This window comes from Stenotrophomonas sp. ZAC14D2_NAIMI4_6, assembly GCF_003086875.1.
GTDB lineage: Bacteria > Pseudomonadota > Gammaproteobacteria > Xanthomonadales > Xanthomonadaceae > Stenotrophomonas.
Genome location: NZ_CP025996.1, coordinates 410,989 through 424,774 on the forward strand (window position 1 = coordinate 410,989; position 13,786 = coordinate 424,774).

At 67.3% G+C, this 13,786-nt stretch carries 13 protein-coding genes; 6 read left to right on the forward strand and 7 right to left on the reverse strand.

The features are described 5' to 3' along the window. The first annotated feature begins 7 nt into the window (after window positions 1-7). Both C1933_RS01810 and cyoE read left to right on the forward strand, forming a co-directional pair. Complete coding sequence (locus tag C1933_RS01810) at window positions 8-1,171, forward strand: COX15/CtaA family protein (protein ID WP_108751941.1); 1,164 nt, start codon at window positions 8-10, stop codon at window positions 1,169-1,171. A 4-nt stretch (window positions 1,172-1,175) separates the two neighbouring features. Next, the gene (gene cyoE, locus C1933_RS01815; RefSeq protein WP_108751942.1) at window positions 1,176-2,069 is read left to right on the forward strand and encodes a heme o synthase; all 894 of its coding nucleotides are present in this window, start codon (window positions 1,176-1,178) and stop codon (window positions 2,067-2,069) included. Window positions 2,070-2,177: 108 nt separating this feature from the next. On the opposite strand, the gene C1933_RS01820 is transcribed toward cyoE, so the two are convergent. The 6 genes from C1933_RS01820 to rpsU all read right to left on the reverse strand — a co-directional run bounded on the left by C1933_RS01820 (window position 2,178) and on the right by rpsU (window position 7,331). Then, the gene (locus C1933_RS01820; protein WP_108751943.1) at window positions 2,178-3,149 is read right to left on the reverse strand and encodes a bile acid:sodium symporter family protein; all 972 of its coding nucleotides are present in this window, start codon (window positions 3,147-3,149) and stop codon (window positions 2,178-2,180) included. A gap of 28 nt (window positions 3,150-3,177) precedes the next feature. Further along, a complete protein-coding gene (locus C1933_RS01825; protein ID WP_108751944.1) occupies window positions 3,178-3,678 on the reverse strand; it encodes a sulfur transferase domain-containing protein in 501 nt (166 codons plus the stop codon). A gap of 22 nt (window positions 3,679-3,700) precedes the next feature. Beyond that, window positions 3,701-5,443, reverse strand: a complete 1,743-nt coding sequence (dnaG, locus tag C1933_RS01830; RefSeq protein ID WP_108751945.1) for a DNA primase — start codon at window positions 5,441-5,443, stop codon at window positions 3,701-3,703. Between the two features lie 58 nt (window positions 5,444-5,501). Continuing rightward, window positions 5,502-6,428, reverse strand: coding sequence for a YihY/virulence factor BrkB family protein (locus tag C1933_RS01835; RefSeq protein WP_108748250.1), 927 nt, complete (start codon window positions 6,426-6,428; stop codon window positions 5,502-5,504). 107 nt (window positions 6,429-6,535) lie between these two features. Then, a complete protein-coding gene (locus tag C1933_RS01840) occupies window positions 6,536-6,979 on the reverse strand; it encodes a GatB/YqeY domain-containing protein (protein ID WP_108751946.1) in 444 nt (147 codons plus the stop codon). Window positions 6,980-7,115: 136 nt separating this feature from the next. Continuing rightward, window positions 7,116-7,331, reverse strand: a complete 216-nt coding sequence (gene rpsU, locus C1933_RS01845) for a 30S ribosomal protein S21 (RefSeq protein ID WP_002808376.1) — start codon at window positions 7,329-7,331, stop codon at window positions 7,116-7,118. Window positions 7,332-7,497: 166 nt separating this feature from the next. On the opposite strand from rpsU, the gene tsaD reads away from it, so the two are divergent. Next, window positions 7,498-8,523: a tRNA (adenosine(37)-N6)-threonylcarbamoyltransferase complex transferase subunit TsaD gene (gene tsaD, locus C1933_RS01850; RefSeq protein ID WP_108751947.1), complete on the forward strand. Its 1,026-nt coding sequence runs from the start codon at window positions 7,498-7,500 to the stop codon at window positions 8,521-8,523. Between the two features lie 65 nt (window positions 8,524-8,588). Here the strand turns inward: tsaD and C1933_RS01855 are convergent, their stop codons facing one another. Continuing rightward, on the reverse strand, window positions 8,589-9,248 hold the full coding sequence (locus C1933_RS01855; RefSeq protein ID WP_108751948.1) for a hypothetical protein: 660 nt from the start codon (window positions 9,246-9,248) through the stop codon (window positions 8,589-8,591). A 510-nt stretch (window positions 9,249-9,758) separates the two neighbouring features. Here C1933_RS01855 and folB point away from each other — a divergent pair. From folB to C1933_RS01870, 3 genes are all read left to right on the forward strand, one after another. After that, entirely contained in the window at window positions 9,759-10,112 is a 354-nt protein-coding gene (gene folB, locus C1933_RS01860; RefSeq protein WP_108751949.1) for a dihydroneopterin aldolase, read from the forward strand. A gap of 64 nt (window positions 10,113-10,176) precedes the next feature. Beyond that, window positions 10,177-11,448 carry a mechanosensitive ion channel domain-containing protein gene (locus tag C1933_RS01865; RefSeq protein ID WP_108751950.1) on the forward strand — a complete coding sequence of 424 codons (1,272 nt, stop codon included), beginning with the start codon at window positions 10,177-10,179 and terminating at the stop codon, window positions 11,446-11,448. A gap of 138 nt (window positions 11,449-11,586) precedes the next feature. Then, a complete protein-coding gene (locus tag C1933_RS01870) occupies window positions 11,587-13,761 on the forward strand; it encodes a glycoside hydrolase family 3 N-terminal domain-containing protein (protein ID WP_108751951.1) in 2,175 nt (724 codons plus the stop codon). Window positions 13,762-13,786: the final 25 nt, after the last annotated feature.

Sequence of the window (13,786 nt, forward strand, 5' to 3'; positions counted from 1 at the left end):
CCGTTTGATGAGCCTTTCCGCGCGTCCGGCGCTGCACCGTAATTTCCACCGCCTGGCGTGGTTCGCCATGATCATGACCGCCAGCACGATCATGTTCGGCGCCTTCGTGCGCCTGTCCGATGCTGGCCTGAGCTGCCCGGACTGGCCGACCTGCTATGGGCAGGCCACCTGGCCGCAGCACGTGGAAGAAACCATCGGCCACCCGGCCACCGAGATCCGTCCGCTGGAAACCCACAAGGCCTGGCGCGAGCAGGTGCACCGCTTCCTGGCCGGCGCGCTGGGCATCGAGATCCTGACCCTGGCCCTGCTGGCCACCCGCAAGCGCCGCTTCGGCAGCACGGCGGTGGTGACCGCCTGCGTACTGGTGGCCGCCGGCATACCGCTGTACATGATGGGCTGGCATGGCACGGCCAGCGGCCTGGCCCTGGTGGGTGAGGCGATCCTGCTGATCGCCGCGCTGCGCTGGGGCAACATCGACCTGGCCCGGGCGGCCCTGCTGACCCTGGCGGTGGTGATCTTCCAGGCCCTGCTGGGCATGTGGACGGTCACCCTGCTGCTGAAACCCATCGTAGTGATGGGCCACCTGCTGGGCGGCATGCTGATGTTCGGCCTGCTGGTGTGGATGGCGTGGCGGGCAACGCACCTGCCGATCACCCTGGCCGAAGCGCCGAAGCTGAAGTGGCTGCTGCGCATCGGCGTGGCCGTGCTGGTCACCCAGATCGCGCTGGGCGGCTGGGTCAGCGCCAACTACGCCGCACTGGCCTGCGGTGGCGGCAGCGCGTCGCTGGACAACTTCCCGCGCTGTGCCAACCAGTGGTGGCCGCAGCACAACTTCGTGGAAGGCTTCACCCTGTGGCGCGGCATCGGCGTGGATTACGAAGGGGGCGTGCTGGATGGCGCCTCGCGCATCGCCATCCAGATGGCGCACCGCCTGTTCGCCATCGTGGTGGCGGCCTACCTGCTGTGGCTGGGCCTGCGCCTGTTCCGCCTGCCCAGCATGCGCGGCTGGGCCAGTGCGCTGGTGGCCCTGCTGGTGCTGCAGGTCACCCTGGGCATCCTGAACGTGAAGCTGGCCCTGCCGCTGGCGGTGGCCGTGGCCCACAACGGCGTGGCCGTTGCCCTGTTGTTCGTGCTGGTGAGCCTGCTGGCCCGCCTGCGCGCGCCGGACTGATCGCATGTTTTCCAACTATCGCCAGTACTGGGACCTGACCAAGCCCAAGGTCGTGGCCCTGATCGTCTTCACCGCCCTGGTCGGCATGGTCCTGGCCATTCCGGGCGTACCCAGCTGGGAACAGGTGCGCGCCGGCGCGCTGGGTTTCCTGGGCATCTGGCTGGCCGCTTCGGCGGCCGCTGCCATCAACCAGCTGCTGGATGCGCACATCGACGCGCAGATGGCGCGCACCTCATGGCGCCCGCTGGTGGTGGGCAAGGTCAAGCCGTGGCAGGTGCTGGTGTTTGCCGGCGTGCTGATCGTGCTGTCGATGGCGATCCTGCTGCTGTGGGTGAACTGGATCACCGCCGTGCTGACCTTCGCCTCGCTGATCGGCTATGCGGTGATCTACACCGTGTACCTGAAGCGCGCGACCTCGCAGAACATCGTCATTGGCGGCCTGGCCGGCGCGATGCCGCCGATGCTGGGCTGGGCGGCGATCACCGGCATGCAGGGCTCGTCGGACTGGGCGTATTCGTCGCTGCTGGTGCTGATCATCTTCATCTGGACCCCGCCGCACTTCTGGGCGCTGGCGATCTTCCGCCGCGAGGACTACGCCAAGGCGAAGATCCCGATGCTGCCGGTCACCCACGGCGTGGTGCACACGCGCAAGCAGATCCTGGCCTATTCGGTGGTGCTGGCGCTGGTGTGCGTGGTGCCGTACCTGGTGGGCATGAGCGGGCCGTTCTACCTGGGCGGGGCGATCGTGCTCAACGCCGTGTTCCTCTGGTACGCCTGGCGCATGCAGAGCCCGCCGGATGAATTCTTCTCGATGAAGATGTTCCAGTACTCCATCGTGTACCTGATGGCGCTGTTCGCCTTCCTGCTGGTGGACCACTGGATCCTGCCCTGGATGTAACCGGCTGATGCCGCCGGGCATGGTCCGGCGCTACCGATAGGGGTCAGATCCCCGAAGGGGCTCTGACCCCGTCTGCGTTCCGCCGGGCATGGCCCGGCGCTACCGGACTCAGGGCGCGCGCCGCGCATACCGCTGCGCAATCACACCGCAGACGATCAGCTGGATCTGGTGGTAGATCATCACCGGCAGCACGATGGCGCCCAGGCTGCCGCCGGCGAACAACACCTTGGCGATCGGTACGCCGGTGGCCAGGCTCTTCTTCGAACCGCAGAACACGATGGCGATCTCGTCTTCGCGGTTGAAGTGCAGGCGGTGCGCCAGGAAGGTGATGAGCGGCATGGCGATGCCCAGCAGCACGGCAGCCACCACGGCCACGGCAAACAGGGACAGGAGCGGTGTCTTGCTCCACAGCCCTTCGGTCACCGCTTCGCCGAACGCCGAATACACCACCAGCAGGATGGTGGCCTGGTCGGTGTAGCGCAGCAGCGCGCGCTGCTTTTCCACCCAGCCGGCAATCCACGGCCGCAGCAGGTGGCCGGCTACGAACGGCACCAGCAGCTGCAGCATGATGCCGCCGATGGCATGCAGCGGGTCGTGCACGCCGCCGGAGGTGCCGGCCAGGGCGGTCAGCAGCAGCGGGGTGAGGAACACGCCCAGGATGCTGGACAGCGACGCACTGCAGACCGCCGCCGGCACGTTGCCGCGCGCCATCGAGGTGAACGCGATGGACGACTGCACGGTGGACGGTAACGTGCACAGGAACAGCACGCCCAGATACAGCTCGGGGGTCAGCAGCCAGCCTGACAGCGGCTTGAACATCAGCCCCAGCAGCGGGAACAGGATGAAGGTGCAGGCCAGGATGGTCAGGTGCAGCCGCCAGTGCAGCATGCCGCCGATGATCGATTCGCGTGGCAGGCGCGCGCCGTGCAGGAAGAACAGGGCGGCGATGGCCACGGTGGTGACATCGTCCAGCACCATGGCAGCGGCGCCCTTCATCGGCAGCAGCGAGGCCAGGGCCACGGTGCACAGCAGGGCGAGGGTGAAGTTGTCCGGTCGCAGGCGCGACCACCAGCGGGTCATGGTGGGCAGGCTCCTTGGTACGTGGGGGTCAGGGGGAGGTGACCGGTTCCGCCAGACGCTGGCGGGTGGCGGCTTCCAGGGATTTCAGGCCAGCTCGTTGGCCCAATGGCAGGGCCTGCTCCGGGCTGGCATGTTCGTAGCGCGCATTGACCAGGGCGAGCACGGCGCCGGCGCGGTTGCCCGAGGCGCAGTGCAGCAGCACCGGCCCTTGGCTCTGCTGCAGCGCCTGGTGCACGGCGCGCACGTTGGCTGCATCCAGGCCCTCGGCGCCGGCTACCGGAATGCGCACGTAGCGCAGGCCCAGTGCTTCGGCCTGGGCCATCTCGTCGTAACCGCGGTCTTCTTCGGGCTGGCGCAGGTCGATGACGGTGCGTACGCCCTGCGCGGCCAGCGCCTGCAGCTGCGCGGCACTGGGTTGGCCGCCGGCATGCAGGCCCGGGCGCACTTCGTTGATCGGGTTTTCCCCGGCCAGCGCGGCCAGGGGCGTGCAGAGCGACAACAACAGCAGGCAGGTCAGGCGCAGCAGCATGGTCTCTCCGTGGGTGGCCGCCCTACAGGCGCAGGGTGGCGCGCGCCTTCAGCAGCTCGCGCAGTTCGTACTTGTCAGTATCGTCCAGGCCCTGCTGGCGCTGCTTTGCCAACAGTTCGTCCAGACGTTGCACCAGCAGTTGTTTCTCCAGCTGGGCGACGGCGTCGTGTAGTTCCTGGGTCCACACCGCCTCATCGCCGGGCAGGGTCTGCGCGGCCAGCGTGTGCAGCGAGGCCTGCTCTTCGCGGCCGTCGAAATGCTGCAGCAGGGCGCCGGTGCTGATGTCCGGGCGCTGTTCGACCAGCCCCAGCAGTTCCAGCAGCAGCTCCACGCCGGGCAGGCGCAGGCCCTGGAAGTGGTGCTTGCCGCCCAGCGTGAGCGCCAGCGACGGCTGCTGCAGCAGTACGGCAATGGCGCCGCGCACCAGGCTGCGCTTGGCGATGGGCTGGATCTGCCGGGCCGGCGCGCGCTGCGGCATCGGCGCGCGCGCGGCCGCCGCGTTGCCGCCGCCCAGGCCGGTCAGCTGCGCCAGCTGCTGCTTCATCAGGTCGCCGAAGGCACCATCGGGAATCTGCGCCAGCATCGGCTTTGCGCGTTCGGCCAGGCGGGCCTTGCCGTCCAGCGTGCCCAGGTTGATCTCGCGGGTCAGTTCATCGAAGAAGAACTGCGACAGCGGCGTGGCCTGCTTCAGGCGTTCGTTGAAGACCTCGGCGCCTTCCTTGCGCACGATGGTGTCCGGGTCCTCGCCGTCGGGCAGGAACAGGAAGAAGGCCTGGCGGCCATCCTTCATGCGCGGCAGCACTGATTCCAGCGCCTTCCAGCCGGCACGGCGGCCGGCGGCGTCACCGTCGAAGCAGAAGAACACGTCCGGCGCGTTGCGGAACAGCAGCTCGGCATGGTCGGGCGTGGTGGCCGTGCCCAGCGTGGCCACCGCCTGGGTGACCCCGAACTGGAACAGCGAGACCACGTCCATGTAGCCTTCGACCACGATCAACCGTTCGATCTTCTGGTTGGCCTGGCGCACCTGCCACAGGCCGTACAGTTCGCGGCCCTTGTGGAACAGCGCGGTTTCCGGCGAGTTGAGGTACTTGGGGCCGTCGTCCTTCTCGAACACGCGGCCGCCGAAGGCGATCACCCGGCCACGGCGGTCGAAGATCGGGAACATCACCCGGTCGCGGAACTTGTCGTAGACGTGGCCGCGGTCGTTCTTGGAAAACAGGCCGGCGCGGTCGAGCAGCTTCATCTTGCGCTCGTCCTTGCCCAGCGCATCGCGCAGCCCGCTGTAGCCGTCTGGCGCGTAGCCGATCTGGAAGCGGGTGCGGTTCTCTTCGTCCACGCCGCGACCATCCAGGTAGGCGCGCGCCTTGTCGCTGCCTTCCAGGTTCTTCTGGAAGAACTTCATGGCGGCATCCAGTGCGGCATACAGCTCGCGGCCTTCGTCCTGCTGCTGCGCGCTGCGCGGGTTCTCGCTGCGCGGCACTTCCATGCCGGCGCGCTTGGCCAGTTCGTCCACCGCATCGAGGAATTCGAGGCGGTCGTAGTTCATCAGGAAGCTGATGGCGGTGCCGTGCGCGCCGCAGCCGAAGCAGTGATAGAACTGCTTGGTGGGCGAGACCGTGAACGAGGCCGAGCGCTCGTCATGGAACGGGCAGCGCGCCGCGTATTCCTTGCCCTGGCGCTTCAACGGCACGCGGCTGCCGACCACCTCGACGATGTCGGAGCGGGCCAGCAGGTCGTCGATGAATGCGTCGGGGATACGGGCCATGGGCAACAGGGCAGGGGCGCGGCCGGCAGGGCCACGCAGAGGGGAACAGTCAGTGCCCCTAGTTTACCCCTTGCTGGGCATCTGCCTGCGCCGTGGCCGGATCGATGCCGGCCAGCGCCAGATGGTTGCGCGCGCGCAAGCGTTCGTCGATCACCGCGGTCATCAAGGCGCCGACGAAGAACACCACGGTGGCGTAGTAGATCCAGACCAGCGAAATGACCAGCGCGCCCATCGACCCGTAGGCGCTGCCCGGTGCGACGGTGGCGATGTACACGCCGATGCCATAGCGCCCCAGCGCGAACAGCGCCGAGGTGATGACGCCGCCGATGAAGGCCTGGCGCCAGGCCACGCGGCGGTCCGGCAGGTAGTGGTACATGAAGGCGAAGCCGGCCGCGTACAGCAGCAGGCTGGTCAGGTAGCCGATGGCTGGCAGCACCGACGGCAGCTGCGCGAATGCGACCTGCAGCATGGTGGTGGCGGTCATCGACAGGATCAGCAGGAAGCCCAGCGCCAGCACCACGCCGAAGGAGAACACTCGCTTGCGCAGCCAGGCCTTGATGCCATCCAGGCGTTCGCCGCTGGTGCGGAAGATCAGGTTCAGTGCGTTCTGCAGCTGGGCGAACACCGCCGTGGCGCCGATGAACAGCAGCAGGGTGCTCCACAGCCCGGCCAGCGAGCCCACGTCGGGCTGGTTGTCGGCGTTCTTCAGCACGGTTTCGGCCACCGTGGCGGCACTGCTGCCGGCCACCGAGCTGATCTGTTCGACCAGGGCCTGCTGCGCGGGCGGGTACAGCGAGGCGGTCAGCCACAGCAGCAGCACCAGCAGCGGTGCCATCGACAGCAGGGCGTAGAAGGAGACCGAGGCGGCCTGGGTGAGCACGTCGATGTCGACGAAGCGCTTGCCTACCGCCATCGGGAAACTGTCCTGCAGGCGCTGGACGTACTTTTGCAGATTCACGGGGACGCGGGGTGCCGGTTCGACCATGCGGCTGTTGTAGCAGCCGGGGGTCGAAGGCGTGGTGAAGCGCCGGGGACCGCGATGGGGTCAGAGCCCTTTCGCGTGGCGAAAGGGATCCGACCCCAAGGGCTGGCTTACGACAGCTGCTGCTTGACCAGCTTGGACACCAGGCCCATGTCGGCCTGGCCAGCCAGCTTCGGCTTCAGCGCGCCCATCAGCTTGCCGATGTCGGCCGGGGTGCTGGCGCCGGTTTCGGCCATGGCAGCCTGGATGGCGGCCACGATTTCGGCTTCGCCCATCTTGGCCGGCAGGTAGGCTTCGATCACCACGATCTCGGCGCGCTCGATCTCGGCCAGGTCTTCACGGTTGGCCGCTTCGTACTGGCTGACCGAGTCCTTGCGCTGCTTGACCATCTTGTCCAGCACGGCGATCACGGCGGTGTCATCCAGCTCGATGCGCTCGTCCACTTCCTTCTGCTTGATGGCGGCGTTGATCAGGCGGATCACGCCCAGCTTGTGCTTCTCGCCGCCCTTCATGGCGGCCTTCATGTCTTCGGTGAGCTGCTGCTTCATGCTCATGAGGAACCTCGAGGTGATGGTGGTGGGGCAGGGCGGATGCCCAGGCCCGGAAACGCAAAAAGCCGGCAACGCTCGCGCGTGCCGGCTTCGACTCCACTGCGGAAGGACGAGCCCGCCGCAATGAAGATGCGTCCGATCAGTACAGGCGCTGACGCTTGGTGACGTCGCGCGACGAGCGGCGCAGCTGACGCTTCACAGCAGCGGCGGCCTTGCGCTTGCGCTCCTGGGTCGGCTTTTCGTAGAACTCGCGCTTGCGGGTTTCGGCCAGCACACCGGCCTTTTCGCAAGTGCGCTTGAAGCGGCGAAGAGCAAACTCGAAGGGCTCGTTCTCGCGGACTTTGACGCTGGGCATGGAATCTCCGGGACACAGTAGAACCGGGTCACGCCCGGCGAGCCGCACATTATAGCGGCGAAAAGACAAACTGCAAGCGGCCAACCCTGAATACGGGCCGGTGGTTCGATTGCAGAGGGTTCTGCACAGTCCCCGAGGGACCGGCAGGGGCGTCATAATAGCAGGCATGCGAGTCCTTGGCATCGAATCTTCCTGTGATGAGACCGGCGTGGCGGTGTATGACACCGACCTGGCCGGCAGCGCGGCCCTGCGCGCCCATGCGGTCTACAGCCAGATCGCCCTGCACGCCGAATACGGTGGTGTGGTGCCCGAGCTGGCCAGCCGTGACCACGTGCGCAAGCTGCTGCCGTTGATCCGCCAGACCCTGGGCGAGGCCGGGCTGGGCGTGGACGACATTGACGGGGTGGCCTACACGGCCGGCCCCGGCCTGGTCGGCGCCCTGCTGGTGGGGGCGGGCGTGGCCCGTTCGCTGGCCTGGGCGCTGGAGGTGCCGGCGGTGGGCGTACACCATATGGAAGGCCACCTGCTGGCGCCGCTGATGGAAGACGACCCGCCGCAGGCCCCGTTCGTGGCCCTGCTGGTGTCCGGCGGCCATACCCAGCTGGTGGCGGTGGATGCCATCGGCCAGTACCGCTTGCTGGGCGAAACCCTGGACGACGCGGCCGGCGAGGCCTTCGACAAGACCGCCAAGATGATGGGGCTGCCGTACCCCGGTGGCCCGCAGCTGGCCAGGCTGGCCGAGCAGGGCACGCCCGGCGTGTACCGCTTCGCGCGGCCGATGACCGACCGGCCGGGGCTGGATTTCAGCTTCTCCGGCCTGAAGACCCAGGTCCTGATGGCCTGGCGCGACAGCGACCAGAGCGAGCAGACCCGCGCCGACATTGCCCGTGGCTTCGAAGATGCGGTGGTGGAAACGCTGAGCATCAAGTGCGAGCGCGCACTGGAAGCGGCCGGCACCAACGTGATCGTGGTGGCCGGCGGCGTGGGCGCCAACAAGCGCCTGCGCGCGCGCCTGCAGCAGATGGCCGAACGCCTGGGCGGCCGTGCCTGCTTCCCGCGCCCGGCGCTGTGCACCGACAACGGCGCGATGATCGCCTTCGCCGGCGCGCTGCGGCTGCAGGCCGGGCAGCACAACCCGCCGAAGGTCGAGGTGACCCCGCGCTGGGACATGGCGACCCTGCCGGCGGTGTGAGCGACGATTTCCCGGCGGCGTAAACCACGCGCGCCGGTAGCGCCGGGCCATGCCCGGCGGACGCATTACGGACGGGCACCCAACGGCGATGCGGCCAGCACCGTCGTCGCCCGCTCATGCCGCTGCAGCCAGCCTAGGGTATGCGGGCAGCGCGCATGGATCAGTCGCCCGATCGCGGCCAGGTCGGCACCGATGTCACGCTCCAGAATGGGTTCGTGGTGGGCGATGCGGTTGCGCAGGTGGCGGATGCGGCCAATGTCTGCGTGGAAGGCCTTTCTGATGACACTGGGGTGAGCAGAAGGCGCATGGCGTAGAACCGCACCGAGTGCTGGTATCCATAGTGTGGAATCAAAGCGACAAGTGAACAGCTGCTGCCAGAACACCATCGGCAGGTTGGCAATGATCTCGGATGTATCGGTTACGCGGCTGGCAAGCTGTTCCAGTGCTGAAAGGGAAGACGCGCAGGATGAGGTAGGTAATCTGCGTCGAAAGGCGCTGCTCCACGGCCACCTTGGCCCGTGCTGTCGGGCAAGTGCGGATGCTGCAGCGTTGCGGGTGACCACTTCGCATAGATGGACCGGCATCATCAGTGCACCGCACATCCGCATGTTCCAGATGTACAGGGATTCGACCGTGACTCCAGGGCTGCAGGTCGATGCGATTCTCTCGTAGGTAGACAGACGCTCCGCTGACAACGCGCGCCTTAGTGCATCGTAGGGAGCCATCGTGAAGGGCGGTGGTGAAGGAGAGATCGATGTTGGGCGCAGGCGGCTGCCACCGCCATCAGGAAACGTCGTTCCCTGTGTGGCCGATTCTCTGCTTTTCGAGTTGGATAGCCCGCCGAGCTGTGTTGTCGGAATCAGCCTTGACCGACAATCTGGTCCCCGCCTAATCTGCTGGCCTGCGCCACCGGGATCCGCGGCTGTTCAACAGCTCCCCCCGGGGACAAACGGTAGTACCAAAGGGCCCTGCTAGCGGGGCCCTTTGCTTTTTCCGGCATCAGCAATGCCGCAATCGCCTCTCGCAACGAGCAGGACCGATGCGATACCTTCGTGAGCGTGTGCTCCGGGACTCGCGGCTGGATTCCAGCTTCCCCTGGGGACGTCGAGAGGTACCAAAGGGCCCCGCTAGCAGGGCCCTTTGTTTTTTCCGCGGCATCCACCGCCACCCCCCGTTCCGGGCAGGCTCACCGCCGTGCCGGTACCATGGCCGTCTGTATTCGGCTGGTAACCGCAATGGACAAGGTTTTCATCGAAGGGCTGACCATCGACGCCCTGATCGGTATCTACGACTGGGAACGGCGCATCCGCCAGGACCTGGTGTTCGATCTGGAGATGGGCTTTGACAACCGTCGCCCGGCTGCCAGCGATGACATCGCCCATACCCTGAACTACAAGGCGGTCAGCAAACGCCTGGAACAGTTCGTGCGCGAATCGGAGTTCGGTCTGGTGGAAACGCTGGCCGAGCGCTGCGCGCAGATCGTGCTGGACGAGTTCGAGGTGAAATGGCTGCGGCTGAAGCTGAGCAAGCCCGGTGCGGTGCGCGGCGCGCGCGCGGTGGGTGTGATCATCGAGCGTTCGCGCGACTGACGGACGCGGGTTTTTCTGCCGGCCGCGGGCCGGCCTGCATGACACAACAACAAGGAGACAACGGATGGTGGACGCGGTGGTGGCGGTACAGTGGCTGGACCAGCTGCAGAACACACTGGAACCCTATCCCGGCGCCTACCTGGCGTTGATGATTTCGGCGCTGCTGATCGCCGCCGGCCTGGCCAACTGGGTGACCAAGCGCATCCTGCTGCGCGGCCTGCGGCGGCTGATCAGCCGCCTGCCCGGTGCCGATACCGGCCGTGGCAGCCACCTGATGCGGGTCATCGCGCGCCTGTCCAACGTGGTGCCCAGCCAGGTGATCGCCTCGGGCGTGGCCCTGATTCCCGATCTGCCGCCGCGCCTGGTGAGTGGCGTGGTGGCGCTGTGTACCGCCTGGGCGGTGCTGACTCTGGCGCTGGCGGTGTCGCACGCGCTGGACGCGGCCAACGACTTGTACGAGCGCAAGCCCGATGCCCGCAACAAGCCGATCAAGGGCTATCTGCAGGTGGTCAAGATCGTGGTGTTCGTGGCCGCCGGTCTGTCGATCCTGGCCACCCTGCTGGGGGTGAAGCTGGGGCCGCTGGTGACCGGTCTGGGCGCGGCCACCGCGGTGCTCATGCTGATCTTCCAGGACACCATCCTGTCGCTGGTGGCCAGCGTGCAGATCAGTGGCGATGGCCGCGTGCGCATTGGCGACTGGATCGAAATGCCCAGCCAGAACGCCGATGGCGACGTGATCGACATCGCCCTGCACACCATCACCGTGCAGAACTTCGACAAGACCATCACCACCATTCCGACCAAGAAGCTGGTGACCGAATCGTTCAAGAACTGGCGTGGCATGCAGGAAGCCGGTGGCCGCCGGATCAAGCGCGCGCTGTATCTGGACCAGCACAGCGTCGGCTTCCTGGATGATGGCGACCTGCAGTTCCTGGGCCAGTTCGCCCTGCTGGGCGACTACCTGCAGCAAAAGGAACAGGAGCTGGGGCAGTGGAACGGGCGCCTGCGCGAGCAGGGCGTGGCCGATGTGAACAGCCGCCGGGTGACCAACCTGGGCACCTTCCGGGTGTACGTGGAGCGCTACCTGCGCAACCACCCCGGCATCCACCAGGACATGACTCTGCTGGTGCGCCAGCTGCAGCCGACCACCGAAGGCCTGCCGCTGGAGCTGTACTGCTTCACCCGCAGCACCGCCTGGGCCGAGTACGAGGCGGTGCAGTCGGACATTTTCGACCACCTGCTGGCCATCCTGCCGGCCTTCGGGCTGCGCGTGTTCCAGGCCTCCAGCGACGCCATGTTGATGGCCGGGCAGCGCCAGCAGGCCGGCTCGGAGTAAGCTGCACGCTCGCGTCCGCACCCGTATGGAACGCCCAGACTGTGGGCGGGCGCACGAAACTGAACGTAGAAACCTCTCGCCAAACCGCCCGGGAACGCTAGAATGCCGGGCTTGTAAACGTTTTCATAAGGACAGCTGGTGGCCTCCGATCGCATCGAATCCCTCATTGCCCAGATGACCGTCGAGGAAAAGGTCGGCCAGCTGGGTGTCTTCGCCGACATGGTGCGTCCGTTCGCGCCGGACGTGAACCCGGAAGCGAACGTGCGCAACGCCGACCAGGTGCTGCAGCAGGTGCGCGAGGGCAAGGTCGGCTCGCTGTTCAATGGCGTGGGCGCCGAACTGGGCCGCCGCATCCAGCAGGTGGCCACCGAGGAAAGCCGCCTGGGCATTCCGGTGATCCTGGCCGCCGACGTGATCCACGGCATGCGCACCGTGTTCCCGATCCCGCTGGGCGAAGCAGCCAGCTTCGAGCCGGACCTGGCCGAGCGCACCGCCCGTGCCACCGCCATCGAGGCCACCGCAGCCGGCCTGCACTGGACCTACGCGCCGGCGGTGGATATCGCCCGCGACCAGCGCTGGGGCCGCGGTGCCGAAGGCGCCGGTGAGGACGTGGTGCTGGGCTGTGCGTTCGCCGCCGCCCGCGTGCGCGGCTTCCAGGGCAGCGACCTGCGCGCCGCCGATTCGCTGCTGGCCACGCCCAAGCATTTCGCCGCCTACGGCGCGGTGATGGCCGGCATGGAATACAACATGGTGGACATCTCGCCGCAGACCCTGCGCGACGTGCACCTGCCGCCGTTCAAGGCCGCCTTCGATGCCGGCGCGATCACCGTGATGTCCTCGTTCAACGACATCAACGGCGTGCCGGCCAGTGCCAACGCCGAACTGCTGACCGACATCCTGCGTGGTGAGTGGAAGTTCCCGGGCGTGGTCATTTCCGATTACACCGCCGACATGGAGCTGGTCGCCCACGGCTATGCCGCCGACGACCGCGATGCCACCGCCAAGGCGTTCACCGCCGGGCTGGACCTGAGCATGCAGAGTGGTTTCTACGCCGAACACCTGCCGGGCCTGGTGGAAAGCGGCGAAGTGCCGATGGCCGTGCTGGACGAAGGCGTGCGCCGCATCCTGTGGCTGAAGGAAACCATCGGCCTGTTCGACGACCCGTACCGGTCGCTGGACCCGGCGCGCGAAGCGGACACCGCGCACATCGCCGCCCACGACGCACTGTCGCGCGACGCCGCGCGCCGTTCCATCGTGCTGCTGAACAACCGCGACAACGTGCTGCCGCTGCAGAAGACCGGGCAGAAGATCGCCCTGATCGGCCCGTTCGTGCAGGACCGCGAGAACATCGAAGGCTGCTGGACCCTGTTCGGCGACAAGCAGCGTTACGTGGATCTGGAAACCGGCGTGCGCGCGGCCATCGGCGATGCAGCACTGCTGGAAATCGTGCCCGGCTGCGAGCTGGAAGCGGCCATCCCGGGCGGCACCGAAGCGGCCGTGGCCGCTGCGCTGCGTGCCGATGTGGTGGTGCTGGCACTGGGCGAACCGCAGCGGTACAGCGGTGAAGCGCAGTCGCGCGTGGAAATCACCCTGCCGCCGGCACAGCAGGCGCTGGCCGAGGCCGTGGCGATGACCGGCAAGCCGCTGGTGGTGCTGCTGCGCAATGGTCGCGCGCTGGCCCTGCAGGGCGCGGTGCGCAATGCGCACGCCGTGGCGGTTACCTGGTACCTGGGCACGCAGACCGGCCATGCCGTGGCCGATGTGCTGTTCGGCGATTACAGCCCGTCCGGCCGCCTGCCGGTCAGCTTCCCGCAGGTGTCCGGCCAGCAGCCGTACTTCTACAACCACCCGCGCACCGGCCGCCCGGAACTGCCGACCATGTCGGAATTCAAGGCGCGCTGGCGCGAGATTCCGAACGAGCCGTTGTACCCGTTCGGCCACGGCATCGGCTACGCCACCTTCGCCTACGGCGTGCCGCAGCTCAGCGCCGCGCAGCTGGGCTGGGATGACACCCTCACCGTGACCACCACCCTGACCAACACCGGCCGCGTGGCCGGCGAAGAAGTGGTGCAGCTGTACATCCACGACCGCGTGGCCAGCCGCGTGCGTCCGGTGCGTGAACTGAAGGACTTCCGCAAGGTGGCCCTGCAGCCGGGTGAATCGACCGAGGTGGTGTTCACCCTGACCCGCGAGCAGCTGGCGTTCACCGGCCGCGACGGCGTGCTGCGTGCCGAGCCGGGCCAGTTCGACGTGTGGGTGTGTGCCTCGTCGGCGGCCGGTGAAGCGGTGCAGTTCGAGCTGTTGAAGGGCTGATCGCGCCCTCATCCACGCATGGCGT